The 23653-nt window shown below is 66.5% G+C and carries 19 protein-coding genes and 4 tRNA genes; 22 read left to right on the top strand and 1 reads right to left on the bottom strand.

Annotation, left to right across the window (positions count from 1 at the left end; genetic code table 11):
* Position 1 precedes the first annotated feature (1 nt).
* From ltaE to P1K89_RS08855, 18 genes are all read left to right on the top strand, one after another.
* The gene (gene ltaE / locus P1K89_RS08940) at positions 2–1048 is read left to right on the top strand and encodes a low-specificity L-threonine aldolase (protein ID WP_284616021.1); all 1047 of its coding nucleotides are present in this window, start codon (positions 2–4) and stop codon (positions 1046–1048) included.
* Positions 1049–1053: 5 nt separating this feature from the next.
* A complete protein-coding gene (gene trpD / locus P1K89_RS08935) occupies positions 1054–2091 on the top strand; it encodes an anthranilate phosphoribosyltransferase (protein ID WP_284616020.1) in 1038 nt (345 codons plus the stop codon).
* Positions 2092–2102: 11 nt separating this feature from the next.
* Positions 2103–2891, top strand: a complete 789-nt coding sequence (trpC, locus tag P1K89_RS08930) for an indole-3-glycerol phosphate synthase TrpC (RefSeq protein WP_284616019.1) — start codon at positions 2103–2105, stop codon at positions 2889–2891.
* Positions 2888–3613 (top strand): uracil-DNA glycosylase, encoded by a 726-nt coding sequence (locus tag P1K89_RS08925; protein WP_284616018.1) that lies wholly within the window; start codon positions 2888–2890, stop codon positions 3611–3613. The genes trpC and P1K89_RS08925 overlap by 4 nt, the downstream gene beginning before the upstream one ends.
* An 81-nt stretch (positions 3614–3694) precedes the next feature.
* Positions 3695–3780 (top strand) — tRNA-Tyr (locus P1K89_RS08920).
* Positions 3781–3839: 59 nt separating this feature from the next.
* Positions 3840–3913: transfer RNA gene (locus P1K89_RS08915), tRNA-Gly, on the top strand.
* Positions 3914–3968: 55 nt separating this feature from the next.
* A tRNA-Thr gene (locus tag P1K89_RS08910) sits at positions 3969–4043 on the top strand.
* 35 nt (positions 4044–4078) lie between these two features.
* Positions 4079–5269: an elongation factor Tu gene (gene tuf / locus P1K89_RS08905; RefSeq protein ID WP_284616006.1), complete on the top strand. Its 1191-nt coding sequence runs from the start codon at positions 4079–4081 to the stop codon at positions 5267–5269.
* A 15-nt stretch (positions 5270–5284) separates the two neighbouring features.
* Positions 5285–5360: transfer RNA gene (locus tag P1K89_RS08900), tRNA-Trp, on the top strand.
* Positions 5361–5490: 130 nt separating this feature from the next.
* On the top strand, positions 5491–5877 hold the full coding sequence (gene secE, locus P1K89_RS08895) for a preprotein translocase subunit SecE (RefSeq protein WP_284616017.1): 387 nt from the start codon (positions 5491–5493) through the stop codon (positions 5875–5877).
* 12 nt (positions 5878–5889) lie between these two features.
* Positions 5890–6480 (top strand): transcription termination/antitermination protein NusG, encoded by a 591-nt coding sequence (gene nusG / locus P1K89_RS08890; protein WP_284616016.1) that lies wholly within the window; start codon positions 5890–5892, stop codon positions 6478–6480.
* 126 nt (positions 6481–6606) lie between these two features.
* Positions 6607–7038: a 50S ribosomal protein L11 gene (gene rplK / locus P1K89_RS08885; RefSeq protein WP_284616015.1), complete on the top strand. Its 432-nt coding sequence runs from the start codon at positions 6607–6609 to the stop codon at positions 7036–7038.
* A 1-nt stretch (position 7039) separates the two neighbouring features.
* Complete coding sequence (gene rplA / locus P1K89_RS08880; RefSeq protein ID WP_284616014.1) at positions 7040–7735, top strand: 50S ribosomal protein L1; 696 nt, start codon at positions 7040–7042, stop codon at positions 7733–7735.
* 315 nt (positions 7736–8050) lie between these two features.
* Complete coding sequence (gene rplJ / locus P1K89_RS08875) at positions 8051–8581, top strand: 50S ribosomal protein L10 (protein WP_284616343.1); 531 nt, start codon at positions 8051–8053, stop codon at positions 8579–8581.
* Between the two features lie 49 nt (positions 8582–8630).
* Entirely contained in the window at positions 8631–9008 is a 378-nt protein-coding gene (rplL, locus tag P1K89_RS08870; protein WP_284616013.1) for a 50S ribosomal protein L7/L12, read from the top strand.
* Positions 9009–9307: 299 nt separating this feature from the next.
* On the top strand, positions 9308–13429 hold the full coding sequence (rpoB, locus tag P1K89_RS08865) for a DNA-directed RNA polymerase subunit beta (RefSeq protein ID WP_284616012.1): 4122 nt from the start codon (positions 9308–9310) through the stop codon (positions 13427–13429).
* A gap of 22 nt (positions 13430–13451) precedes the next feature.
* On the top strand, positions 13452–17687 hold the full coding sequence (gene rpoC / locus P1K89_RS08860; RefSeq protein WP_284616011.1) for a DNA-directed RNA polymerase subunit beta': 4236 nt from the start codon (positions 13452–13454) through the stop codon (positions 17685–17687).
* 163 nt (positions 17688–17850) lie between these two features.
* Positions 17851–18405, top strand: coding sequence for an outer membrane beta-barrel protein (locus P1K89_RS08855; protein WP_284616010.1), 555 nt, complete (start codon positions 17851–17853; stop codon positions 18403–18405).
* On the opposite strand, the gene P1K89_RS08850 is transcribed toward P1K89_RS08855, so the two are convergent.
* Complete coding sequence (locus tag P1K89_RS08850; RefSeq protein ID WP_284616009.1) at positions 18395–18835, bottom strand: putative toxin-antitoxin system toxin component, PIN family; 441 nt, start codon at positions 18833–18835, stop codon at positions 18395–18397. The two genes, P1K89_RS08855 and P1K89_RS08850, sit on opposite strands and share 11 nt — an antisense overlap.
* A gap of 243 nt (positions 18836–19078) precedes the next feature.
* On the opposite strand from P1K89_RS08850, the gene rpsL reads away from it, so the two are divergent.
* The 4 genes from rpsL (at position 19079) to tuf (P1K89_RS08830) (ending at position 23644) form a co-directional block, all read left to right on the top strand.
* On the top strand, positions 19079–19456 hold the full coding sequence (gene rpsL, locus P1K89_RS08845) for a 30S ribosomal protein S12 (protein WP_284616008.1): 378 nt from the start codon (positions 19079–19081) through the stop codon (positions 19454–19456).
* A 188-nt stretch (positions 19457–19644) separates the two neighbouring features.
* Positions 19645–20115, top strand: coding sequence for a 30S ribosomal protein S7 (gene rpsG, locus P1K89_RS08840; RefSeq protein WP_173121435.1), 471 nt, complete (start codon positions 19645–19647; stop codon positions 20113–20115).
* A gap of 102 nt (positions 20116–20217) precedes the next feature.
* The gene (fusA, locus tag P1K89_RS08835) at positions 20218–22320 is read left to right on the top strand and encodes an elongation factor G (protein ID WP_284616007.1); all 2103 of its coding nucleotides are present in this window, start codon (positions 20218–20220) and stop codon (positions 22318–22320) included.
* 133 nt (positions 22321–22453) lie between these two features.
* The gene (gene tuf, locus P1K89_RS08830; RefSeq protein WP_284616006.1) at positions 22454–23644 is read left to right on the top strand and encodes an elongation factor Tu; all 1191 of its coding nucleotides are present in this window, start codon (positions 22454–22456) and stop codon (positions 23642–23644) included.
* Positions 23645–23653: the final 9 nt, after the last annotated feature.

Genomic DNA, 23653 nt, shown 5'->3' with positions numbered 1-23653 from the left:
CATGAGCAGTACCCTGAAGACCATCGACCTGCGCAGCGACACCGTCACGCAGCCGACCGACGCGATGCGCGCCGCGATGATGGCCGCGCCGCTCGGCGACGACGTGTTCGGCGACGACCCGAGCGTCAACGCGCTGCAGGACCATGTCGCGGCGCTGCTGGGCAAGGAAGCGGCGCTCTACCTGCCGACCGGCACGCAGAGCAACCTGTGCGCGCTGATGGCGCATTGCGCGCGCGGCGACGAATACATCGTCGGCCAGATGCAGCACACCTACCGCTGGGAGGCCGGCGGCGCCGCGGTGCTCGGCAGCATCCAGCCGCAGCCGCTGAACAACCAGTCCGACGGCACCTTGGCGCTGGCCGACATCGAAGCGGCGATCAAGCCCGACGATCCGCACTTCGCGCGCTCGCGCCTGCTGTGCCTGGAGAACACGATCGGCGGCAAGGTGCTGGCCATGGACTACCAGCGCGCCGCGACCGCGCTGGCGCGCAGCCGCGGGCTCTCGGCGCACCTCGACGGCGCGCGGCTGTTCAACGCCGCGGTGGCGATGGGCGGCGACCCGATGGTCAATGCGCGCCAGATCGCCGACCTGTACGACAGCGTATCGGTGTGCTTCAGCAAGGGGCTGGGCGCGCCGGTGGGCTCGGCGCTGGTCGGCTCGGCCGAGCTGATCGCGCGCGCGCGGCGCATCCGCAAGATGGCCGGCGGGGCGATGCGCCAGGCCGGCCTGCTGGCGGCGGCGGCCAGGCATGCCCTCGACCACCACGTGGCGCGTCTCGCCGAAGACCATGCGAACGCCCGCCTGCTGGCCGAAGGCCTGTCCGGCCTGCCGGGCGTGACGGTCGTTCCGCCGGACACCAACATCGTCTTCGTCGACATCGACAAGGGCCGCGACCCGCAGGCGCTGGTGAACGCCGCCGCCGCACGCGGCGTGCGCTTCACCGGGCTCTATCGCCTGCGCTTCGTTACCCACCTCGACGTGAACCGCGCCGACATCGAGCGCGCGGTGCATGTGCTGCGCGACATCCTATCCACCTCGAAGGCCTGATCACCATGGCGATCACCAACACCGAAGCGCTGACCCGCGTCATCGAGCACCGCGAGATCTTCCACGACGAGATGCTGGCGCTGATGCGCCGGATCATGAGCGGCGAGATGTCGCCGGTGATGATCGCCGCGCTGTCGATCGGCCTGCGGGTCAAGAAGGAGACCATCGGCGAGATCGCCGCGGCGGCGCAGGTGATGCGCGAGTTCGCGACGCCGGTGGTCGTGGCCGACCGCACGCACCTGGTCGACATCGTCGGCACCGGCGGCGACAGCTCGCACACCTTCAATATCTCCACCGCGTCGACCTTCGTCGCCGCCGCGGCCGGGGCGCGCGTTGCGAAGCATGGTGGCCGCAGCGTGTCGTCGACCTCGGGCTCGGCCGACGTGCTGGAGGCGCTGGGCGCCAACATCAACCTGTCGCCCGAGCTGGTCGCCACCTGCCTCGCCGAGACCGGCATCGGCTTCATGTTCGCGCCGAACCACCATGCCTCGATGAAGCATGCCGCGCCGGTGCGCAAGGAACTCGGCGTGCGCACGATCTTCAACATCCTGGGCCCGCTGACCAACCCGGCCAGCGCGCCCAACCAGCTGATGGGCGTGTTCCACCCGGACCTGGTCGGCATCCAGGTGCGGGTGCTGCAGCGCCTGGGCTCGGAACACGTGCTGGTCGTCTATGGCATGAACGGCATGGACGAGGTGTCGCTGTCCGGAGAGACGCTGGTCGGCGAGCTGAAGAACGGCGAGGTGCGCGAGTACGTCGTGCATCCGAGCGACTTCGGGCTGCCGGTCTACGACTCGCGCGTGCTGCGCGTGGCGAACAAGGACGAGTCGGTGCAGTGCATCCAGCGGGCGCTGGCCAACGAGGACGGGCCGGTGCGCGACATCGTGCTGCTCAACGCCGGCACCGCGCTGTACGCCGCCGGCGTGGCGGGCACGGTGGTCGAGGGCGTCAAGCGCGCGCGCGAGGCGGTGGCCTCCGGCGCCGCCGCGGCCAAGCTGAGCCAGTTCGTCGCGGTGACGAACCGGCTCAAGCCGGCGGCCTGAGGACGGGTGCGATGTCCGACATCCTGCAGCGCATCGTCACCGTCAAGCACGAGGAAATCGCCGCGGCCCGCGCGCAGCGCGACCTCGCGTCGCTGCGCGCCGAGGCCGAGAGCCATCGCGACACGCGCGGCTTCGCCAACGCGCTGCGCGCCAAGCGTGCCGCCGGGCTGCCGGCGGTGATCGCCGAGGTCAAGAAGGCCAGCCCGAGCAAGGGCGTGATCCGCGAGCACTTCGTGCCGGCCGAGATCGCCGCGAGTTACGCGCGCCACGGCGCCGCGTGCATCAGCGTGCTCACCGACCGTGCCTTCTTCCAGGGCAGCCCCGCGCACCTGGGCGAAGCCCGTGCCGCCTGCGTGCTGCCGGTGATCCGCAAGGATTTCATCGTCGACCCCTACCAGGTCTACGAGGCGCGGGTGATGGGCGCCGACTGCATCCTGCTGATCGTCGCCTGCCTCGACGATGCGCGTCTGGCCGAGCTCGAGGACTGCGCGCAGCGGCTCGGCATGGACGTGCTGGTCGAGGTGCACGACGGCGACGAGCTCGAGCGGGCGCTGCGTCTGAAGACGCCGCTGGTCGGCATCAACAACCGCAACCTGCGCACGTTCGAGGTGTCGCTGGACACGACGCTGGCACTGAAGGCGCGGGTGCCGGCGGACCGGTTGCTGGTCACCGAATCGGGGATCCTGGCGCCGGCGGACGTCCAGCGCATGCGGGCCGCCGACGTGCATGCCTTCCTGGTCGGCGAGGCGTTCATGCGCGCCGCCGACCCCGGCGCGGCGCTGGCGGCGCTGTTCGGATGATCGTCGACAACCGGCTGGCCGAGCCGTTGCCCGCGGTGCTCGACCGGGTGCCGTCGGACTGGAAGCCGGTGGTCGACGCGTGGCGGTCGAGCGCTGCCGGGGAGGCGCTGATCCGCTTCGTCGAAGCGCGGCGCGCCGCCGGCGCCGTCATCTACCCGGCACGGGTGCTCGCCGCGCTGGAGCGCACGCCGCGGGCGGCGGTGCGGGCGGTGATCCTCGGCCAGGATCCGTACCACGGACCCGGTCAGGCCGAAGGGCTGGCGTTTTCGGTCCCGGCCGGCGTCACGGTCCCGCCCAGCCTGCGCAACATGCTCGCCGAACTGGCGCGCGACCTGGGCATCCAGCGCGCGGCCGGCGGCCACCTCGGCGGCTGGGCCGAGCAGGGCGTGCTGCTGCTGAACACGGTGCTGACGGTCGAGGACGGCCGGCCGGCCTCGCATGCGAAGCGCGGTTGGGAAGCGCTGACCGATGCACTGATCCGCTCGACCGCGGCCGACCCGGCGGGCAAGATCTTCCTGCTGTGGGGCGCCCATGCGCAGGCGAAAGCGCCCCTGATCGACGCGGTCGGCGGCGGTCGGCACAAGGTCCTGATGGCGAACCATCCGTCGCCGCTGTCGGCGCGACGGCCGCCGGTGCCCTTCCTGGGCTGCGGCCATTTCGGCGCCACCGGCGAATTCCTCGCGGGGCAGCCGGGCGGCGTGCCGATCGACTGGTCGCGCTGAGCGCCTGCAGGTACGACGCGCGCGGCACCAGGGCCACCGTTGCCGGCGCGGCCGGATCTGCTATAGTCGCGGGCTCGCTGCGGAGGGGTGCCCGAGTGGCTAAAGGGGGCAGACTGTAAATCTGTTGGCTTACGCCTACGCTGGTTCGAATCCAGCCTCCTCCACCAGCGAAAAGTTTCGGAAGGTTTGTTGCGCGGCCGGCGGGCCTCGCAGCCGGCCTGGCAAGGCGGGAGTAGTTCAATGGTAGAACCTTAGCCTTCCAAGCTAATGACGCGGGTTCGATTCCCGTCTCCCGCTCCAGCATCCGTCGATACGGGTCTGGGTTCGTTTCAGAAGAGCCCAGACCTGTGTCGATGCCCATGTGGCTCAGTGGTAGAGCACTCCCTTGGTAAGGGAGAGGTCACGCGTTCGATCCGCGTCATGGGCACCACCCTCTCATAGCAAGTTTTTCCTGGAGCGCACAACATGGCAAAGGGCAAGTTCGAACGGACCAAGCCGCACGTGAACGTGGGCACGATCGGTCACGTGGACCATGGCAAGACGACGCTGACGGCGGCGATCACGTCGGTGCTGGCGTCGAAGTTCGGCGGCGAGGCGAAGGCGTACGACCAGATCGACGCGGCGCCGGAAGAGAAGGCGCGCGGGATCACGATCAACACGGCGCACGTGGAGTACGAGACGGCGAACCGTCACTACGCGCACGTGGACTGCCCGGGGCACGCGGACTATGTGAAGAACATGATCACGGGCGCGGCGCAGATGGACGGCGCGATCCTGGTGTGCTCGGCCGCTGACGGCCCGATGCCGCAGACGCGCGAGCACATCCTGCTGGCCCGCCAGGTGGGCGTGCCGTACATCATCGTGTTCCTGAACAAGTGCGACATGGTCGACGACGCCGAGCTGCTGGAGCTCGTCGAGATGGAAGTGCGCGAGCTGCTGTCGAAGTACGACTTCCCCGGCGACGACACCCCGATCGTGCACGGCAGCGCGAAGCTGGCGATGGAAGGCGACAAGGGTCCGCTGGGCGAGCAGGCGATCATGAAGCTCGCCGATGCGCTGGACAGCTACATCCCGACGCCCGAGCGCGCGATCGACGGCGCGTTCCTGATGCCGGTGGAAGACGTGTTCTCGATCTCGGGTCGTGGCACGGTGGTCACGGGTCGCGTGGAGCGCGGCGTGATCAAGGTCGGCGAAGAAATCGAGATCGTGGGCATCAAGGCCACGCAGAAGACGACCTGCACGGGCGTGGAGATGTTCCGCAAGCTGCTGGACCAGGGCCAGGCGGGCGACAACGTGGGCATCCTGCTGCGCGGCACGAAGCGCGAGGAAGTCGAGCGCGGTCAGGTCCTGTGCAAGCCGGGCTCGATCAAGCCGCACACGCACTTCACGGCCGAGGTGTACGTGCTGAGCAAGGAAGAAGGCGGCCGTCACACGCCGTTCTTCAACAACTACCGCCCGCAGTTCTACTTCCGCACGACGGACGTGACCGGCGCGGTGGAGCTGCCGAAGGACAAGGAAATGGTGATGCCTGGCGACAACGTCAGCATCACGGTGAAGCTGATCGCGCCGATCGCGATGGAAGAAGGTCTGCGCTTCGCGATCCGCGAAGGCGGCCGTACCGTCGGCGCCGGCGTCGTGGCCAAGATCATCGAGTAACGAAGCACGAACCGCAGGGGTATAGCTCAATTGGCAGAGCGTCGGTCTCCAAAACCGAAGGTTGGGGGTTCGATTCCCTCTGCCCCTGCCACCGAACGGTTCTGAAAGCGGTCACGACAGTCCTCTTTCGATCCTGAACGGCACGGCCCGCAGGCTCTCAACAGCCTTTGCGGGCCTTGGCTCTTGATGGGCGCTCCCGAAAGAGCGCATCGCACCCGAACATGGCCACCAACACGCAAGTCGAAACCGTCTCCTCCGGCGCGGACAAGGCCAAGCTCGCCGCCGCCGGCGTGCTGGTGATCGCCGGCGTCGCGGCGTTCTATCTGCTGGGCAAGCAGGATCTGTGGCTGCGCGTGCTCGCGCTGCTGGCGGTGCTGGCGCTGGCCGTGGTCACCTTCTTCACCTCCGAGTCCGGCAAGCAGTTGATCGCCTTCGGCCGCGACTCGGTGCGCGAAGTCAAGAAGGTCGTGTGGCCGACGCGCAAGGAATCGATACAGATGACGGGCTACGTGTTCGCCTTCGTCGTCGTGATGGCGCTGTTCCTGTTCCTGACGGACAAGACGCTGGAATGGTTGATCTTCGACCTGATCCTGGGCTGGCGGCGCTAAGAGGTCTGCAACATGAGCGAACAGCAACAACCCGCCACCCCCGACGCTGACACCGGTGCCGCGCCGTCGAACCCGATGCGCTGGTACGTCGTGCACGCGTATTCGGGCATGGAGAAGGCCGTCGAGCGCAACCTGCGCGAGCGCATCGACCGCGCCGGCATGCAGGGCAAGTTCGGCCGCATCCTGGTGCCGACCGAAGAAGTCATCGAGCTGAAGAACGGCAAGAAGTCGGTCACCGAGCGCCGCTTCTTTCCCGGCTACGTGCTGGTCGAGATGCTGATGGACGACGAGTCCTGGCACCTGGTCAAGCACACCAGCAAGGTCACCGGTTTCGTCGGCGGCGCGAAGAACCGTCCGGCGCCGATCTCGGAAGCCGAGGTCATGAAGATCGTCAACCAGATGCAGGAAGGTCTGGAAAAGCCGCGGCCCAAGGTCGAGTGGCAGGTCGGCGAGCTGGTGCGGGTCAAGGAAGGCCCGTTCACCGACTTCAACGGCGCGGTCGAGGAAGTCAACTACGAGAAGTCCAAGGTCCGCGTGTCGGTCACGATCTTCGGTCGTGCCACGCCGGTCGAGCTGGACTTCGCGCAGGTCGAGAAGGTCTGAATTTCACGGCAGCAGGCGCGGCGCGACCCGGCGCTTGCCTGCTGATATCGAACAGGGTCGCAAACGGACGAGGAGCTCCGGCCCGGGTGTGAATCCGGCGGGGCGCTTGAACTCGAGGAGCCTTTCATGGCAAAGAAAATCGTCGGCTTCATCAAGCTGCAAATTCCGGCGGGCAAGGCCAACCCCTCGCCGCCGGTGGGTCCTGCGCTGGGTCAGCGCGGCCTGAACATCATGGAGTTCTGCAAGGCGTTCAACGCCCAGACGCAGAGCTACGAGCCGGGCCTGAAGCTGCCGGTGGTCATCACCGCGTACGCCGACAAGTCCTTCACCTTCGTGCTGAAGTCGCCGCCGGCGACCGTGCTGCTGAAGAAGGCCGCCAAGATCGAGAAGGGCTCGGGTCGCGCGCACCTCGAAAAGGTGGGCAAGGTCACGCGGGCGCAGCTCGAGGAAATCGCCAAGGTCAAGATCAAGGATCTGACCGCGTCCGACATGGATGCCGCGGTCAAGACGATCGCCGGTTCGGCCCGCTCGATGGGCCTCGTGGTGGAGGGTGTCTGACATGGCCAAGCTCACGAAGAAGCAGAAGGCGCAAGTCGGCAAGATCGACTCGATCAAGCTGTACGGCATCAATGACGCGCTGGCGCTGGTGAAGACCCACGCCACCGCGAAGTTCGACGAATCGATCGACGTCTCGGTGCAACTCGGCATCGACGCCAAGAAGTCCGACCAGGTCGTTCGCGGCGCGGTCGTGATGCCCAACGGCACCGGCAAGACCAAGCGCGTCGCGGTGTTCGCCCAGGGCGCGAAGGCCGAGGAAGCCAAGGCTGCCGGCGCCGACCTCGTCGGCATGGACGACCTGGCCGCCGAGATCAAGGCCGGCAACATCAACTTCGACGTCGTGATCGCGTCGCCGGACACGATGCGCATCGTCGGTACGCTGGGCCAGATCCTCGGCCCGCGCGGCCTGATGCCGAACCCGAAGGTCGGCACCGTGACGCCGGACGTCGCGACCGCGGTGAAGAACGCGAAGGCGGGCCAGGTGCAGTTCCGCGTCGACAAGGCCGGCATCATCCACGGCACGATCGGCCGGCGTTCGTTCGACGACGACAAGCTCAAGGGCAACCTGGCGGCGCTGCTGGAAGCGCTGACGAAGGCCAAGCCGGCTTCGAGCAAGGGCATCTACCTGCGCAAGCTGGCCGTGTCCTCGACCATGGGCGTCGGCGTGCGCGTCGACATGGCGTCGCTGTCGGCCTGATGTGAACAACACGGTCGTGCGCCCGGTCTTGCGCGCGACCGTACAGATTGGTGGCCGTCGCCGGCCTTGGTCGGCGGCGGGTCATCCAAGACCGCTGGCGACGCCAGCCCGTTCCGACGGGCGGGCGCCTTAATCGAGGTCATCTGACCTCGGCCAGCGCAGATGGCGGTCCCACCTGAAGGACAGTGATTCGGCGGCCTCGACCTCGTGTCGCGGCCGGTGATTCGGTGGACTGGAAGGTTTGGTCGCTGCAACCCGGGTGCGCCGGGTGCCCTGGAGACGGGGCTTCCGGCGCGTATTTGTGAGGAGCAGACCTTGAGTCTCAATCGCAACGAGAAAGCAGCCGTGATCTCGGACGTCGCCGCGCAGGTGGCCCGTTCGCAGACGCTCGCGCTGGCCGAGTACCGTGGCCTCACCGTCGAACACCTGAACAAGCTGCGCCGCGATGCGCGCGACAAGGGCGTCTATCTTCACGTGCTGAAGAACACGCTCGCTCGTCGCGCTGTCGCGGGTACGCCGTTCGAGGTGGCCGCGGAGAGCATGGCCGGCCCGCTGATCTACGGCTTTTCCGAAGACGCGGTCGCTGCCGCGAAAGTCATCGCTGACTTCGCCAAGGGCAACGACAAGCTGGTCGTCAAGGGCGGCGCCTACGCCGGCCGTGCGCTGGATGCCAATGGGGTCAAGGCCCTGGCAGCCATCCCGAGCCGCGAAGTGCTGATCGCCCAGGTCGCCGGCCTGCTGAAGTCGCCGATCCAGCGACTGGCCAGCGTGCTGGCTGCCGTGGCCGAGCAGAAGGGCGGCGGCGCAGAAGCCGCAGCCCCGGCCGAGGCCGCTGCTGCCGCCTGAGGCCGCGCCGCAACCAATCAACCGAATCAACTGAATCGAGGAATCTCAAATGGCATTCGACAAAGACGCCTTCCTGGCTGCGATGGACAGCATGTCCGTGATGGAACTCAATGACCTGGTGAAGGCCATTGAAGAGAAGTTCGGCGTGTCCGCCGCCGCGATGGCCGCCCCGGCCGCCGGTGGCGGTGGCGCCGCGGCTCCCGCCGCGGAAGAGAAGACCGAGTTCAACGTGATGCTGCTCGAAGCCGGCGCCAACAAGGTCTCCGTCATCAAGGCCGTGCGCGAACTGACGGGCCTCGGCCTGAAGGAAGCGAAGGACCTGGTGGACGGCGCGCCGAAGCCCGTCAAGGAAGCGATCCCCAAGGCCGACGCCGAAGCCGCGGTCAAGAAGCTGGTGGAAGCCGGCGCCAAGGCCGAGCTCAAGTAATCGCTCGTCCTGCGTGGGGCTGGCGGCCGGATTTCGGCTGCCAGCCTTTTGCGCTTCAGGGCTAAGCCCTGGAGGGCACTTGAAAAAGTCAATGAGGGTATCCTCGAGGGCTTTTCCAAGTGTTCTCTGAACCGACTGCAGAGAACCGGTTTGGTCGGGCTCCGGTGCAACGCCGGGGTTGTCCGCCAGCGGCTGGTAGTGGCCAGCCACCAAGCTTCGAGGCGCAAGGCTTCGAGTGCCAGTCGCCGACGCGAGACGTGCACCCACCGGCCGGGGGCATCGATCGACACGGAGTTTTCATGGCGCAAACCACCCCCTACAGCTACACCGAGCGCAAGCGCATCCGCAAGAGCTTCGGCAAGCGCGCGAGCGTGCTGAACGTCCCCTATCTGCTGACGATGCAACGCGAGGCTTATGTCGCGTTCCTGCAGAACGACGCGGCACCGCAGAAGCGCAAACCCGAAGGCCTTCAGGCCGCGTTCCTCTCGGCGTTCCCGATCGTGTCGCACAACGGCATGGTCGAAATGAAGTTCATCGAATACAACATCGCCAAGCCGCCGTTCGACGTGCGCGAGTGCCAGCAGCGGGGCCTGACCTACGCTGCCGCCGTGCGCGCGCGGCTGCAGATGATCATCTACGACCGCGAGTCGGCGCCGGCGAAGGTGGTCAAGGAGATCAAGGAGCAGGAGGTCTACATGGGCGAAGTGCCCCTGATGACCGATTACGGCTCCTTCATCGTCAACGGCACCGAGCGCGTGATCGTCTCGCAGCTGCACCGTTCGCCGGGCGTGTTCTTCGAGCACGACAAGGGCAAGACGCACAGCTCAGGCAAGCTGCTGTTCTCGGCCCGCATCATTCCGTACCGCGGCTCGTGGCTGGACTTCGAGTTCGACCCGAAGGACGTGCTGTACTTCCGCGTCGACCGCCGCCGCAAGATGCCGGTGACGATCCTGCTGAAGGCCATCGGCCTGAATCCCGAGCAGATCCTCGCCCACTTCTTCGTCTTCGACAATTTCCGCCTGATGGACTCGGGCGCGCAGCTCGAATTCGTCGCCGACCGCCTGCGCGGTGAAGTCGCCCGCTTCGACATCACCGACAAGGAAGGCAAGGTCATCGTCGAGAAGGACAAGCGCATTACCGCGCGCCACGTCCGCCAGCTCGAGCAGACCGAGACGCGCTTCATCTCGGTGCCCGAGGACTTCCTGATCGGCCGCATCGTCGCCCGCAACATGGTCGACCCGGACACCGGCGAGATCGTTGCCAAGGCCAACGACGAGCTGACCGAATCGCTGCTGAAGAAGCTGCGCGCCGCCGGCATCAAGGACATCCAGGTCCTGTTCACGAACGAACTCGACCAGGGGGCTTACATCAGCCAGACGCTGGCCGGTGACGAGACCGACAGCGAGCTCGCCGCGCGCGTAGCCATCTATCGCATGATGCGCCCCGGCGAGCCCCCGACGGAAGACGCCGTGCAGGCCCTGTTCGGCCGCCTGTTCTACAACGAGGACACTTACGACCTGTCCCGCGTCGGGCGTATGAAATTCAACGCCCGCGTCGGCCGCGATGCGCCCGAAGGCCCGATGACGCTGACCAACGAGGACATCCTCGACGTGGTCAAGATCCTCGTCGAGCTGCGCAACGGCCGCGGTGATGTCGACGACATCGACCACCTGGGCAACCGCCGCGTGCGCTGCGTGGGCGAACTGGCCGAGAACCAGTACCGCTCGGGCCTCGCCCGCATCGAGAAGGCCGTCAAGGAGCGCCTCGGCCAGGCCGAGACCGATGCGCTGATGCCGCACGACCTGATCAACTCCAAGCCGATCTCCGCGGCGCTGAAGGAGTTCTTTGGGGCGAGCCAGCTGTCGCAGTTCATGGACCAGACCAACCCGTTGTCCGAGATCACGCACAAGCGTCGCGTCTCGGCACTGGGCCCGGGCGGCCTGACGCGCGAGCGCGCCGGCTTCGAAGTGCGCGACGTGCACCCGACGCACTACGGCCGCGTCTGCCCGATCGAGACCCCGGAAGGTCCGAACATCGGCCTGATCAACTCGCTCGCGCTGTACGCACGGCTGAACGAGTACGGCTTCCTCGAGACGCCGTACCGCCGCGTGGTCGACAGCAAGGTCACCGACCAGATCGACTATCTGTCGGCGATCGAAGAAGGCAAGTACGTGATCGCGCAGGCGAACGCGTCGCTCGACGCCGCCGGTACGCTGACCGACGAGCTGGTCTCCGCCCGCGAGCACGGCGAATCGGTGCTGACCTCGCCCGAGCGCATCCAGTACATGGACGTCGCGCCGGCGCAGATCGTGTCGGTGGCCGCGTCGCTGGTGCCCTTCCTCGAGCACGACGATGCGAACCGCGCGCTGATGGGCGCCAACATGCAGCGTCAGGCCGTGCCGGTGCTGCGTCCGGAAAAGGCCTTCGTCGGCACCGGTGTCGAGCGCGTTGCGGCGATCGACTCGGGCACGGTCGTCACGGCCCGCCGCGGCGGCGTCGTGGACTACGTCGACACCAACCGCATCGTCATCCGCGTCAACGACGACGAGACGGTGGCCGGTGAAGTCGGCGTCGACATCTACAACCTGATCAAGTACCAGCGTTCGAACCAGAACACGAACATCCATCAGCGTGCGATCGTGCGCCGCGGCGACCAGGTCGCCTCCGGCGACGTCGTCGCCGACGGTGCGTCGACCGACCTGGGCGAGCTCGCGCTCGGCCAGAACATGCTGGTCGCGTTCATGCCCTGGAACGGCTACAACTTCGAAGACTCGATCCTGATCAGCGAGCGCGTCGTCGCAGAAGACCGCTACACCTCGATCCACATCGAGGAGCTGGTGGTGATGGCCCGCGACACCAAGCTGGGCCCCGAGGAAATCACGCGCGACATCCCGAACCTGTCCGAGCAGCAACTCGCTCGCCTGGACGAGTCGGGCATCGTCTACATCGGCGCCGAGGTCAGCCCCGGCGACGTGCTGGTGGGCAAGGTCACGCCGAAGGGCGAGACCACGCTGACGCCGGAAGAGAAGCTGCTGCGCGCGATCTTCGGCGAGAAGGCGTCCGACGTGAAGGACACGTCGCTGCGCGTCGACCAGGGGACGATGGGCACGGTCATCGACGTGCAGGTCTTCACCCGTGAAGGCATCCAGCGCGACAAGCGCGCCCAGCAGATCATCGACGACGAGCTGAAGCGCTTCCGCCTCGACCTGAACGACCAGCTGCGCATCGTCGAGGCCGACGCGTTCGACCGGATCGAGAAGCTGCTGATCGGCAAGATCGCCAACGGCGGCCCGCAGCGCATCGCCAAGGGCACCGCGATCGACAAGGCCTACCTGGCCTCGGTCGAGAAGTACCACTGGTTCGACATCCGCCCGGCCGAGGACGAGATCGCCAACCAGCTCGAGTCGATCAAGAACTCGCTCGAGCAGACGCGTCACAGCTTCGACCTCGCCTTCGAAGAGAAGCGCAAGAAGCTGACGCAGGGCGACGAGCTGCCGGCGGGCGTGCTGAAGATGGTCAAGGTCTACCTGGCCGTCAAGCGCCGCCTGCAGCCCGGCGACAAGATGGCAGGCCGCCACGGCAACAAGGGCGTCGTGTCGAAGATCGTGCCGGTCGAGGACATGCCGTACATGGCCGACGGCACGCCGTGCGACATCGTGCTGAACCCGCTCGGCGTGCCGTCGCGGATGAACGTCGGCCAGGTGCTCGAGGTCCACCTCGGCTGGGCCGGCAAGGGCATCGGCCAGCGCATCGGCGACATGCTGCAGCAACAGGCCAAGGTGGCCGAGCTGCGCAAGTTCTTCGACGAGCTGTACAACAAGTCCGGCGGCAAGAGTGAATCGATCGAGGACTTGAGCGACGACAACGTGCTCGAGATGGCCGAGAACCTCGCCAAGGGCGTGCCCTTCGCGACCCCGGTCTTCGACGGCGCGGCCGAAGCCGAGATCCGCGCGATGCTCAAGCTCGCGTACCCGGACGACATCGCGGCGAAGAAGGGTCTGACCGCCACCCGCACCCAGGCCACGCTGCACGACGGCCGCACCGGCGACGCCTTCGAGCGTCCGGTCACCGTCGGCTACATGCACGTGCTGAAGCTGCACCACCTGGTCGACGACAAGATGCACGCCCGCTCCACCGGCCCGTACTCGCTCGTCACCCAGCAGCCGCTGGGCGGCAAGGCGCAGTTCGGCGGCCAGCGCTTCGGCGAAATGGAAGTGTGGGCACTCGAGGCCTACGGCGCGTCCTACGTGCTGCAGGAGATGCTGACCGTGAAGTCCGACGATGTGAACGGCCGTACCAAGGTGTACGAGAACATCGTCAAGGGCGAACACGCGATCGACGCCGGCATGCCGGAGTCGTTCAACGTGCTCGTCAAGGAAATCCGGTCGCTCGGCATCGACATGGAACTCGAGCGCAACTGATCACCAGGAACAGGAGAGATACATGAAGGGTTTGTTGGACCTGTTCAAGCAGTTCACCCCGGATGAACACTTCGACGCGATCAAGATCGGCATTGCTTCGCCGGAAAAGATCCGCTCGTGGTCGTTCGGCGAGGTGAAGAAGCCCGAGACCATCAACTACCGGACCTTCAAGCCGGAACGTGATGGCCTGTTCTGCGCCAAGATCTTCGGCCCGATCAAGGACTACGAGTGCCTGTGCGGCAAGTACAAGCGCCTGAAGCACCGCGGCGTGATCTGCGAGAAGTGCGGCGTCGAAGTGACCCAGACCAAGGTCCGCCGCGACCGCATGGGCCACATCGACCTGGCCGCGCCGTGCGCGCACATCTGGTTCCTGAAGTCGCTGCCGTCGCGCCTGGGCCTGGTGCTCGACATGACGCTGCGCGACATCGAGCGCGTGCTGTATTTCGAGGCGTATGTCGTGGTCGACCCCGGCATGACCCCGCTGAAGAAGTTCTCCATCATGACCGAGGAGGACTACGACGCGAAGCGCACCGAGTACGGTGACGAGTTCATCGCGCTGATGGGCGCCGAGGGCGTGCAGAAGCTGCTCGCCGAGATGGACCTGGACGTTGAGATCGACAAGATCCGCAACGACATGACCGGCTCGGAGCTGAAGATCAAGAAGAACTCCAAGCGCCTGAAGGTGCTGGAGGCCTTCAAGAAGAGCGGCATGAAGCCCGAGTGGATGGTGATGACGGTGCTGCCGGTGCTGCCGCCGGACCTGCGTCCGCTCGTTCCCCTGGACGGCGGCCGCTTCGCCACCTCGGACCTCAACGACCTCTATCGCCGCGTCATCAACCGCAACAACCGCCTGGCGCGGCTGCTCGAGCTGAAGGCGCCAGAGATCATCGTGCGCAACGAGAAGCGCATGCTGCAGGAGGCGGTCGACTCGCTGCTCGACAACGGCCGCCGCGGCAAGGCGATGACCGGCGCGAACAAGCGCGCGCTGAAGTCGCTGGCCGACATGATCAAGGGCAAGGGCGGCCGCTTCCGGCAGAACCTGCTCGGCAAGCGTGTCGACTACTCGGGCCGTTCGGTCATCACCGTGGGCCCGACGCTCAAGCTGCACCAGTGCGGCCTGCCGAAGCTGATGGCGCTGGAGCTGTTCAAGCCCTTCATCTTCAGCCGCCTCGAGGCGATGGGCATCGCGACCACCATCAAGGCCGCGAAGAAGGAAGTCGAGTCCGGCACGCCGGTGGTCTGGGACATCCTCGAGGAAGTCATCAAGGAGCATCCGGTCCTGCTGAACCGCGCGCCGACGCTGCACCGCCTCGGCATCCAGGCTTTCGAGCCGGTGCTGATCGAGGGCAAGGCGATCCAGCTGCACCCGCTCGTCTGCTCGGCCTTCAACGCCGACTTCGACGGCGACCAGATGGCCGTGCACGTGCCGTTGTCGATCGAGGCGCAGATGGAAGCGCGCGCGCTGATGCTGTCGTCGAACAACGTGCTCTTCCCGGCCTCGGGCGAGCCGTCGATCGTGCCGTCGCAGGACGTGGTGCTGGGCCTGTACTACGCCACGCGCGAACGCACGAACGGCAAGGGCGAGGGCATGGTGTTCTCCGACCTCGCCGAAGTGCAGCGCGCACTGGACAACGCCCAGGTCGAGGTCACCGCGAAGATCGCCGTGCGCATGACCGAGTGGGTCAAGGGCAAGGACGGCGATTTCACGCCGGAGACCAAGCTCGTCGAGACCACCGTCGGCCGTGCGCTGCTGTCCGAGATCCTGCCCAAGGGCCTGCCGTTCTCGAACATCAACAAGGCGCTGAAGAAGAAGGAGATCTCGCGCCTGATCAACGTCTCGTTCCGCAAGTGTGGACTGAAGGAGACCGTCGTCCTGGCCGACAAGCTGCTGCAGAGCGGCTTCCGCCTCGCCACGCGCGCCGGCATCTCGATCGCCATCGACGACATGCTGGTGCCGAAGGAGAAGCACGGCCTGATCGAGCGCGCCGAGAAGGAAGTCAAGGAGATCGAGCAGCAGTACGTCTCGGGTCTGGTGACCGCCGGCGAGCGCTACAACAAGGTCGTCGACATCTGGGGCAAGACCGGTGACGAAGTGGGCAAGGTCATGATGGCCCAGCTTGCCAAGCAGAAGGTCCTGGACCGCCACGGCAAGGAAGTCGACCAGGAGTCGTTCAACTCGATCTACATGATGGCCGACTCCGGCGCCCGCGGTTCCGCGGCGCAGATTCGCCAGCTGGCCGGCATGCGCGGCCTGATGGCGAAGCCGGACGGCTCGATCATCGAGACGCCGATCACGGCGAACTTCCGTGAAGGCCTGAACGTGCTGCAGTACTTCATCTCGACCCACGGCGCCCGCAAGGGCCTCGCGGACACCGCGCTGAAGACAGCAAACTCTGGCTACCTGACGCGTCGTCTCGTCGACGTGACCCAGGACCTGATGGTCACCGAGGAGGACTGCGGCACCGAACACGGCTTCGCGACGCGCGCACTGGTCGAAGGCGGTGAAGTGATCGAATCGCTGCGCGACCGCATCCTGGGTCGTGTCTCCGCGGTCGAGGTGCTGCACCCCGAGACGCAGGCGACGATCATCGGCTCGGGCCAGATGCTCGACGAGGAAGCGCTCGATGCGATCGAGGCCGCCGGCGTCGACGAGGTCAAGGTCCGCACGCCGCTGACCTGTTCCACGCGCTTCGGCATCTGCGCACGCTGCTATGGCCGTGACCTCGGCCGCGGCGGCCTGGTCAACACCGGCGAAGCGGTGGGCGTGATCGCCGCACAGTCGATCGGCGAGCCGGGCACGCAGCTGACGATGCGCACGTTCCACATCGGCGGTGCGGCATCGCGCGCGGCGGTGGCGAACAGCGTCGAGGCGAAGTCCGAAGGCATCATCGCGTTCAACACGACGATGCGCTACGTGACCAACGGCAAGGGCGAACTGGTCGTGATCTCGCGTTCCGGCGAGATCATCATCACCGACCCGCACGGCCGCGAGCGCGAGCGCCACAAGGTGCCGTACGGCGCGCTGCTGAACGTCAAGGCCGACCAGCCGATCAAGGCCGGCACGGTGCTGGCGAACTGGGACCCGCTGACCCGCCCGATCATCACGGAATTCGCCGGTCGCGCGAAGTTCGAGAACGTCGAGGAAGGCGTCACCGTCGCCAAGCAGGTCGACGAGGTCACCGGCCTGTCGACGCTGGTGGTGATCGATCCGAAGCGCCGCGGTGCCGCCAAGGTGGTGCGTCCGCTGGTCAAGCTGCTCGACGCGTCGGGCAGCGAGGTCAAGATCCCCGGCACCGACCACTCGGTGGCGATCGCCTTCCCGGTGGGCTCGCTGATCCAGGTGCGCGACGGCCAGGACCTGGCGCCCGGCGAGGTGCTGGCGCGCATTCCGGTCGAAGGCCAGAAGACGCGCGACATCACCGGCGGTCTGCCGCGAGTGGCGGAGCTCTTCGAAGCCCGTTCGCCGAAGGACGTCGGCATCCTGGCCGAGCAGACCGGCACGGTGTCGTTCGGCAAGGAGACCAAGGGCAAGATCCGCCTGCAGATCACCGATCCGGACGGCAAGGTGCACGAGGAGCTGGTGCCCAAGGAAAAGAACATCCTGGTGCACGAAGGCCAGGTGGTCAACAAGGGCGAGCTGATCGTCGACGGCGCGGCAGACCCGCAGGACATCCTGCGCCTGCTGGGCGTCGAGGAACTCGCGCGCTACATCGTCGACGAAGTGCAGGACGTCTACCGTCTGCAGGGCGTGAAGATCAACGACAAGCACATCGAGGTGATCGTCCGCCAGATGCTGCGACGAGTGCAGATCGTCGCCCCGGGCGACAGCGAGTACATCGCTGGTGAGCAGGTCGAGCGTTCCGAGCTCTTCGACACCAACGACCGCCTGCGTGGCGAAGGCAAGGTGCCGGCGACCTACGCGGACGTGCTGCTGGGTATCACGAAGGCCTCGTTGTCGACGGACTCGTTCCTGTCCGCCGCGTCGTTCCAGGAGACGACGCGCGTGCTGACCGAAGCCGCGATCATGGGCAAGCGCGACGAGCTGCGCGGCCTCAAGGAGAACGTCATCGTCGGCCGCCTGATCCCCGCAGGCACCGGCATGGCGTACCACCTCGCGCGCAAGGCCAAGGAAGAGATGGACGAGACCGAGCGCCGCGCGATCGCGATGCAGGAAGCCGAGGAGCTGGCGGCCGTGCAGCTGGCGGCCGTCGACGCCGCCACGCCGAGCGGCCCCGAGGGTTCCGGCACCATCGATTGATCCGGACCTCACCGGCAATCCCGAAAGGGCGGCTTCGGCCGCCCTTTTTTCTGGGTGACCGCAAGGCCGGCGGCGCTGCAACCTCCATAACGTCCCCTAACGTCTGAATGGAACGGCCCTGGCTAGCATCGACCGAACCACGATTGCTTCAGCGAGGTCCTCCATGAACCAGATCCTCCGGCCCGCCCGGGTCGCGTTGCTGCTGGCCGCCGCGTCGGTCGCCCAGGCCGAAGGCCTCTACGGCGGCGCGTCCCTCGGCCAGTCCGACTGGAAGACCGAGCAGTTGCCGAACTTTGGCGTCGACCGGCGCGACACGGCGGGCAAGGTCTTCGGCGGCTGGCGTTTCGGCCCGAACTTCGCGGCTGAACTGGGCTACGCGCGCCTGGGTCGCGCGCGATACACCGGCGGCGTCATTCCGGGCACGGTGACCCTGCGTGGTCACGGGCTGTACCTCGATGCGGTCGGCACCGTGCCGCTGGGAGCGAACTTCTCCGTGCTGGCGCGCGCGGGCGTCTTCACCGGTCGTGCCAGGCTCGACGCGCCCGTCGCCGGCAGCGACGCCGACCACGGCACCCGCTGGAAGGCGGGCCTCGGCGCCGAGTACGCGTTCAACCCGCAGTGGGCGGCGCGCATCGAGTGGGAGCGCTACCGCTTCGACGTCTTCGGCGACAAGGGGGATGTCGACCTCCTGTCTGCCGGCGTGCGCGTCAACTTCTAGCAGCGGCCAACTCGCGCCAGGCTTCCGGCGGGCACACGACGATCCCGTGCGGCCGCGCCCTGCGCGCCAGGGCCAGCAGCGCCCGGTCGCGGCTGAACAACCAAGGTGTCGGACGGGCGAGCGCCAGGTCGATGAACTTCTGGTCGTCCGCGTCGGTGCAGATGAGCGTGGGACGACCCGGTGCGACCGGAGGGACCACCCGGCACCACCGGGCGGCAGCCTCGGTCAGCGTGTCCGGCGCCGGCAGGCGCCCCTGCAACTGCGGCTTGCGCTGCACGTGCTTCAGCTCGTCGAGCATCGCCGCGCTGGCGATCCACTGCAGCCGGCCCGCCTCGATCGCGGCGACCAGCGGCGCCACCCGCGGGTCCCGGAAGACCAGCCAGTCCAGCAGCACATTGGTATCGATGACGGATTCGACGACGCTCTCCACGGGCCTTCCCAACGGCGGCTTGCGGGCGAAAAGAACCCACGAATATAATCGCGGGCTTTTCGGCAATTTCCGCTGCCTTCATCGAAGGGCGGCCCTGACCGGACATCGGCGTCGAACCCTCGGGAATCCTGGGGATCGGCGCCATTTGCGCTTCCAGCGCGCCGGGCGGGTCGACGCACACCAAGTGCGTCGGGCGGCAGGCGCCGACAAGCGAGTGACTTCAAACGGGAACAAGTTACCACTATGCCAACCATCAACCAGCTCGTGCGCCACGGCCGTCAGGTCGAGGCCACCAAGAGCAAGTCGCCGGCGATGCAGGACTGTCCGCAGCGCCGCGGCGTCTGCACCCGCGTCTACACCACGACGCCCAAGAAGCCGAACTCGGCGCTGCGCAAGGTCGCCAAGGTGCGCCTGACCAACGGTTTCGAGGTGATCTCGTACATCGGCGGCGAAGGCCACAACCTGCAGGAGCACAGCGTGGTGCTCGTGCGCGGCGGCCGGGTCAAGGATCTGCCGGGCGTGCGTTACCACATCGTCCGCGGTTCGCTCGACCTGCAGGGCGTCAAGGACCGCAAGCAGTCGCGTTCGAAGTACGGCGCGAAGCGTCCCAAGAAGGCCTGAGGCCAGCGGGTCCGATTCCGGGCCTGACAAGCGGAAGACACGTTCATCGGCGATGCTGGTGACGTGATTGTTGCGGTGAGCTCACACAGTCGAAGAGCCGCCGAGTAAGCGAGAGATTCGTTGCGTGATCTCTCCGGTGCGGGCTCAGAAGCCCGGACACCAGCTGAAGCTAGAAAAGGAAGAGTCCCATGCCACGTCGTCGCGAAGTACCGAAGCGCGAGATCCTGCCCGACCCGAAGTTCGGCTCGGTCGATCTGTCCAAGTTCATGAACGTCATCATGGAGTCCGGCAAGAAGGCCGTGGCCGAGCGCATCATCTATGGCGCGCTCGACCAGGTCGAGAAGAAGGCCGGCAAGGACCCGCTCGAGATCTTCATGATCGCGATCAACAACGTGAAGCCGATGGTCGAGGTCAAGTCCCGCCGCGTCGGCGGTGCGAACTACCAAGTTCCCGTGGAAGTTCGCCCCGTTCGCCGGCTGGCCCTGGCCATGCGCTGGCTGAAGGAAAGCGCGCGCAAGCGCGGCGAGAAGTCGATGGCCGCCCGCCTGGCCAACGAACTGCTCGAGGCCAGCGAAGGCCGCGGCGGCGCGATGAAGAAGCGCGATGAAGTCCACCGCATGGCCGAGGCCAACAAGGCGTTCTCGCACTTCCGCTTCTAAACAGCGCGCTCAGGGCTCGGCGCATCGAGCCCGCCCACCGCCTCCGGCCGCCCCACAGGGTTAGTACCAACCCGAGGGCGGCCCCTGTATTTGGAGTCAATCATGTCCCGCAAGACCCCCATCGAGCGCTACCGCAACATCGGTATCTCTGCGCACATCGATGCCGGCAAGACCACCACGACCGAGCGCATCCTGTACTACACCGGCGTGAACCACAAGATCGGTGAGGTGCACGACGGCGCCGCCACGATGGACTGGATGGAGCAGGAGCAGGAGCGGGGCATCACCATCACGTCCGCCGCGACGACCTGCTTCTGGAAGGGCATGGACCTGTCCTTCCCCGAGCACCGCATCAACATCATCGACACCCCGGGCCACGTCGACTTCACGATCGAGGTCGAGCGCTCGATGCGCGTGCTCGACGGTGCGTGCATGGTCTATTGCGCCGTGGGTGGCGTGCAGCCGCAGTCGGAAACCGTCTGGCGCCAGGCCAACAAGTACAAGGTGCCGCGCCTGGCGTTCGTCAACAAGATGGACCGCACCGGCGCGAACTTCTTCAAGGTCTTCGAGCAGATGAAGACCCGTCTGAAGGCCAACCCCGTGCCCATCGTCGTGCCGATCGGCGCCGAAGAGAACTTCAAGGGCGTCGTCGACCTGCTGAAGATGAAGGCCATCATCTGGGACGAGGCCTCGCAGGGCATGAAGTTCAACTACGAGGACATCCCCGCGGAGCTCGAGGCCGAGTGCGCCAAGTGGCGCGAGGGCATGGTCGAGGCCGCCGCTGAAGCCAGCGAAGAGCTGATGAACAAGTACCTCGAGACCGGCGAGCTGACCGAGGCCGAGATCAAGCAGGGCCTGCGCACGCGCACGATCGCCGGCGAGATCCAGCCGATGCTGTGCGGCACCGCGTTCAAGAACAAGGGCGTGCAGCGCATGCTGGACGCCGTGATCGAGTTCATGCCCTCGCCGATCGACATCCCGCCGGTGCCGGGCACCGACGAGGACGAGAAGGAGGTCGTGCGCAAGGCCGATGACAACGAGAAGTTCGCCGCGCTGGCGTTCAAGCTGATGACCGACCCGTACGTCGGCCAGCTGACCTTCGTGCGCGTCTACTCGGGCGTGCTGAAGTCGGGCGACTCGGTCTACAACCCGATCCGCGGCAAGAAGGAACGCATCGGCCGGATCCTGCAGATGCACGCCAACCAGCGTGAAGAAATCAAGGAGATCCTGGCCGGCGACATCGCCGCCTGCGTGGGCCTGAAGGACGTGACCACCGGCGAGACGCTGTGCGACCCGGATCACATCATCACGCTCGAGAAGATGGTCTTCCCGGAGCCGGTGATCTCGCAGGCCGTCGAGCCGAAGACCAAGGCCGACCAGGAGAAGATGGGCATCGCGCTGGGTCGCCTGGCCGCCGAGGATCCGTCGTTCCGCCTGCGTACCGACGAAGAGAGCGGCCAGACCATCATCTCCGGCATGGGCGAGCTGCACCTCGAGATCATCGTCGACCGCATGAAGCGCGAGTTCGGTGTCGAGGCGAACGTCGGCAAGCCGCAGGTGGCGTACCGCGAGACCATCCGCAAGGCGGTCGAGGACGTCGAAGGCAAGTTCGTTCGCCAGTCCGGCGGCAAGGGTCAGTACGGTCACGTCGTGTTGAAGATCGAGCCGCAGGAGCCGGGCAAGGGCTTCGAGTTCGTCGACGCGATCAAGGGCGGCGTGGTGCCGCGCGAGTTCATCCCCGCGGTCGAGAAGGGCCTCGTGGATTCGCTGCCGGCTGGCGTGCTGGCCGGCTACCCCGTGGTCGACGTGAAGGTCACGCTGACCTTCGGTTCGTACCACGAAGTCGACTCGAACGAAAACGCGTTCAAGATGGCCGCGTCCATCGGCTTCAAGGACGGCTGCCGCAAGGCCAGCCCGGTGATCCTGGAGCCGATGATGGCCGTCGAGGTCGAGACGCCGGAAGACTACGCCGGTTCGGTGATGGGCGACCTGTCGTCCCGTCGCGGCATGGTGCAGGGCATGGACGACATGCCTGGCGGCGGCAAGATCATCAAGGCCGAGGTGCCGCTGTCGGAGATGTTCGGCTACTCGACGACGCTGCGCTCGATGTCGCAGGGACGCGCGACGTACACGATGGAGTTCAAGCACTACGCCGAAGCTCCGAAGAACGTCGCCGACGCGATCATCACGTCGCGCGCGAAGTAACAAGCCGCCGGAGCGGCCAGGCGCCGCTCCGGCGTTTCAATCGGTCTTCATCCCTCGTCGTCCGTTGCCCGTGGCGGACATCGGATGGAGACCTTAAACAGACACGGTGCGATGCTCTTTTCTGGAGAAAGAAATGGCAAAGGGTAAGTTCGAACGGACCAAGCCGCACGTGAACGTGGGCACGATCGGTCACGTGGACCATGGCAAGACGACGCTGACGGCGGCGATCACGTCGGTGCTGGCGTCGAAGTTCGGCGGCGAGGCGAAGGCGTACGACCAGATCGACGCGGCGCCGGAAGAGAAGGCGCGCGGGATCACGATCAACACGGCGCACGTGGAGTACGAGACGGCGAACCGTCACTACGCGCACGTGGACTGCCCGGGGCACGCGGACTATGTGAAGAACATGATCACGGGCGCGGCGCAGATGGACGGCGCGATCCTGGTGTGCTCGGCCGCTGACGGCCCGATGCCGCAGACGCGCGAGCACATCCTGCTGGCCCGCCAGGTGGGCGTGCCGTACATCATCGTGTTCCTGAACAAGTGCGACATGGTCGACGACGCCGAGCTGCTGGAGCTCGTCGAGATGGAAGTGCGCGAGCTGCTGTCGAAGTACGACTTCCCCGGCGACGACACCCCGATCGTGCACGGCAGCGCGAAGCTGGCGATGGAAGGCGACAAGGGTCCGCTGGGCGAGCAGGCGATCATGAAGCTCGCCGATGCGCTGGACAGCTACATCCCGACGCCCGAGCGCGCGATCGACGGCGCGTTCCTGATGCCGGTGGAAGACGTGTTCTCGATCTCGGGTCGTGGCACGGTGGTCACGGGTCGCGTGGAGCGCGGCGTGATCAAGGTCGGCGAAGAAATCGAGATCGTGGGCATCAAGGCCACGCAGAAGACGACCTGCACGGGCGTGGAGATGTTCCGCAAGCTGCTGGACCAGGGCCAGGCGGGCGACAACGTGGGCATCCTGCTGCGCGGCACGAAGCGCGAGGAAGTCGAGCGCGGTCAGGTCCTGTGCAAGCCGGGCTCGATCAAGCCGCACACGCACTTCACGGCCGAGGTGTACGTGCTGAGCAAGGAAGAAGGCGGCCGTCACACGCCGTTCTTCAACAACTACCGCCCGCAGTTCTACTTCCGCACGACGGACGTGACCGGCGCGGTGGAGCTGCCGAAGGACAAGGAAATGGTGATGCCTGGCGACAACGTCAGCATCACGGTGAAGCTGATCGCGCCGATCGCGATGGAAGAAGGCCTGCGCTTCGCGATCCGCGAAGGCGGCCGTACCGTCGGCGCCGGCGTCGTGGCCAAGATCATCGAGTAAGGCGGACCC

Origin of the sequence: Aquabacterium humicola (assembly GCF_030167915.1) — a bacterium.
In the GTDB taxonomy this organism is placed as follows: domain Bacteria; phylum Pseudomonadota; class Gammaproteobacteria; order Burkholderiales; family Burkholderiaceae_C; genus Pseudaquabacterium; species Pseudaquabacterium humicola.
The sequence above is the reverse complement of the archived record's forward strand: the minus strand, read 5'-3'. Positions and strand labels throughout refer to the sequence as shown.

What these genes read in the sequence shown, in the direction of transcription:
- rpsG (WP_173121435.1), top strand. Translation starts at nt 19,645, where the DNA reads ATGCCACGTCGTCGCGAAGTACCGAAGCGCGAGATCCTGCCCGACCCG.
- rpoB (WP_284616012.1), top strand. Translation starts at nt 9,308, where the DNA reads ATGGCGCAAACCACCCCCTACAGCTACACCGAGCGCAAGCGCATCCGC.
- trpC (WP_284616019.1), top strand. Translation starts at nt 2,103, where the DNA reads ATGTCCGACATCCTGCAGCGCATCGTCACCGTCAAGCACGAGGAAATC.
- fusA (WP_284616007.1), top strand. Translation starts at nt 20,218, where the DNA reads ATGTCCCGCAAGACCCCCATCGAGCGCTACCGCAACATCGGTATCTCT.
- tuf (WP_284616006.1), top strand. Translation starts at nt 4,079, where the DNA reads ATGGCAAAGGGCAAGTTCGAACGGACCAAGCCGCACGTGAACGTGGGC.
- rplK (WP_284616015.1), top strand. Translation starts at nt 6,607, where the DNA reads ATGGCAAAGAAAATCGTCGGCTTCATCAAGCTGCAAATTCCGGCGGGC.
- secE (WP_284616017.1), top strand. Translation starts at nt 5,491, where the DNA reads ATGGCCACCAACACGCAAGTCGAAACCGTCTCCTCCGGCGCGGACAAG.
- P1K89_RS08925 (WP_284616018.1), top strand. Translation starts at nt 2,888, where the DNA reads ATGATCGTCGACAACCGGCTGGCCGAGCCGTTGCCCGCGGTGCTCGAC.
- rpsL (WP_284616008.1), top strand. Translation starts at nt 19,079, where the DNA reads ATGCCAACCATCAACCAGCTCGTGCGCCACGGCCGTCAGGTCGAGGCC.
- rplL (WP_284616013.1), top strand. Translation starts at nt 8,631, where the DNA reads ATGGCATTCGACAAAGACGCCTTCCTGGCTGCGATGGACAGCATGTCC.
- ltaE (WP_284616021.1), top strand. Translation starts at nt 2, where the DNA reads ATGAGCAGTACCCTGAAGACCATCGACCTGCGCAGCGACACCGTCACG.
- trpD (WP_284616020.1), top strand. Translation starts at nt 1,054, where the DNA reads ATGGCGATCACCAACACCGAAGCGCTGACCCGCGTCATCGAGCACCGC.
- rpoC (WP_284616011.1), top strand. Translation starts at nt 13,452, where the DNA reads ATGAAGGGTTTGTTGGACCTGTTCAAGCAGTTCACCCCGGATGAACAC.
- rplA (WP_284616014.1), top strand. Translation starts at nt 7,040, where the DNA reads ATGGCCAAGCTCACGAAGAAGCAGAAGGCGCAAGTCGGCAAGATCGAC.
- P1K89_RS08855 (WP_284616010.1), top strand. Translation starts at nt 17,851, where the DNA reads ATGAACCAGATCCTCCGGCCCGCCCGGGTCGCGTTGCTGCTGGCCGCC.
- tuf (WP_284616006.1), top strand. Translation starts at nt 22,454, where the DNA reads ATGGCAAAGGGTAAGTTCGAACGGACCAAGCCGCACGTGAACGTGGGC.
- nusG (WP_284616016.1), top strand. Translation starts at nt 5,890, where the DNA reads ATGAGCGAACAGCAACAACCCGCCACCCCCGACGCTGACACCGGTGCC.